This is a genomic window from Variovorax sp. 01T439_2 (assembly GCF_056398445.1).
In genome coordinates this window covers 1-1,976 of record NZ_JBFTPJ010001031.1, presented here as the reverse complement: position 1 = coordinate 1,976, position 1,976 = coordinate 1, and the positions used below count along the sequence as shown (strand labels likewise).

Annotated in this window: 1 protein-coding gene; it reads right to left on the bottom strand. The window is 71.4% G+C overall.

What is annotated here, in order from left to right; translation table 11 throughout:
- Positions 1 to 1,976: hydantoinase B/oxoprolinase family protein (locus tag AC1DOC_RS31440; protein ID WP_478131311.1), on the bottom strand; the 1,976-nt coding region annotated here is incomplete at both ends.

Sequence of the window (1,976 nt, the reverse complement as noted above, 5' to 3'; positions counted from 1 at the left end):
GCGTTGTCCTGCACGTGGCCCATGTAGGCCGCCACCGTCTCGCGGCCGAACTGCGCGACCATGGCCTGGAGCTCCTGCACGCCCTTCTCGTTGGCGGCGATCTGCGCGCGCAGGTCGGCCAGGTTCTGCTCGATGTTGCGCGACGGATGGGCGCCGCTTCCGAGCAGCGCGCGCAGTTCGGCTTCGCAGAGGCGCCCGCCCTCCACCAGCTTGAAGTTGTCGATCAGCACGCCCTCGTCGCCGATGGTGGCCGAGAACGGCGGCATCGAGCCCGGCGTGATGCCGCCCACGTCGGCGTGGTGGCCGCGCGAAGCCACGTAGAACGACGGCCGTGCGTCGCCCGACTCCAGGTACACCGGCGTGACCACCGTGATGTCGGGCAGGTGCGTGCCGCCGTGGTAGGGGTCGTTCAGCACGAAGACGTCGCCGGGCTTCATGCCGGGATTGCCGTCGATCACGGTCTTGATCGACTCGCTCATCGAGCCCAGGTGCACCGGCATGTGCGGCGCGTTGGCGATCAGGTTGCCCTGCACGTCGAACAGCGCGCAGGAGAAGTCGAGCCGCTCCTTGATGTTGACCGAGTAGGCGGTGTTCTGCAGCCGCAGGCCCATCTGCTCGGCGATGTTCATGAAGAGGTTGTTGAACACCTCGAGCATCACCGGATCGGCGCTGGTGCCCAGGGCCTGCGTGGCGACGCGCGGGCGCACGCGGTGCAGCTCGATGCCGGCCGCGGTGGCGCGCGCCTGCCAGCCGGGCTCGATCACCGTGGTGGCGTTGCGGCCCGCGAGGATGGCGGGGCCGTCGATGGAAGCGCCGGGCTTGAGCGCCGCTTCGTCGAACAGCGCGGCATCGCGCCAGCCTGCGGCTTTTTCGTCAGCCTCGCAGTACATGCGCACGGCCGCGAGCGGTTCGGGTGCATGACTGGCCGCATCGGCCTGTGCGGCTGCGGGCGCTGCGCGCTCGCCAGTGCCCACCGCCTCGACCGTCACGGCCTCGATCACGAGCGCCCGCTCGGCCATCAGGAACGCGAAGCGGCGGCGGTAGCCGGCTTCGAACTCGCCCCGCATCGCGGCGATCGCCTCTTCGGCCGCACCCGCCATGGGCAGCGCGCAGGCCAGCGCGGTGTCGGTGCCTTCGTAGCGCAGCTGCACGCGGTGCAGCGCGGCAATGGCCGCATCGGCCACGCCCTGCTCGCGCAGTTCTCCTTTGGCCTGCGCCGCAAGAGTGGCTGCCGCATCGCGCGCCGCGGYCAGCCCCTGCGCATCGAGCCGACGCTCCAGCGCCAGCTCGCGCATCGCGAGCTGGTCGGCCAGCCCCATGCCGAAGGCCGAGAGCACGCCCGCGAGCGGATGCAGGTAGACGCTGCGCATGCCCAGTGCATCGGCCACCAGGCAGGCGTGCTGGCCGCCCGCGCCGCCGAAGCACTGCAGCGTGTACTGCGTGACGTCGTAGCCACGCGCCACCGAGATGCGCTTGATGGCGTTGGCCATGCTGGCCACGGCGATGCGCAGCGCACCGCTCGCCACTTCTTCGGCACCCACGGTGCGGCCCGTGGCTTCCGCCATGCGGCGCGCCATGGCTTCGAAGCCGCGCCGCGCGGCCACCAGGTCGAGCGGCTCATCGGCGTTCGGCCCGAAGACATGCGGAAAGTGCGAGGGCTGGATCTTGCCGAGCAGCACGTTCGCATCGGTGGTGGTGAGCGGACCGCCGCGCCGGTAGCTGGCCGGCCCCGGGTTGGCGCCGGCCGACTCCGGCCCCACGCGCAGCCGCGCGCCGTCGAAGGCGATGACCGAGCCGCCGCCCGCAGCCACGGTGTGGATGCTCATCATCGGTGCGCGCATGCGCACGCCGGCCACCTGGGTTTCGAAGGAGCGCTCGAACTCGCCGGCGTAGTGCGACACGTCGGTGGAGGTGCCGCCCATGTCGAAGCCGATCACGCGCGCGTGGCCGGCATCGAGCGCGGTGCGCACCATGCC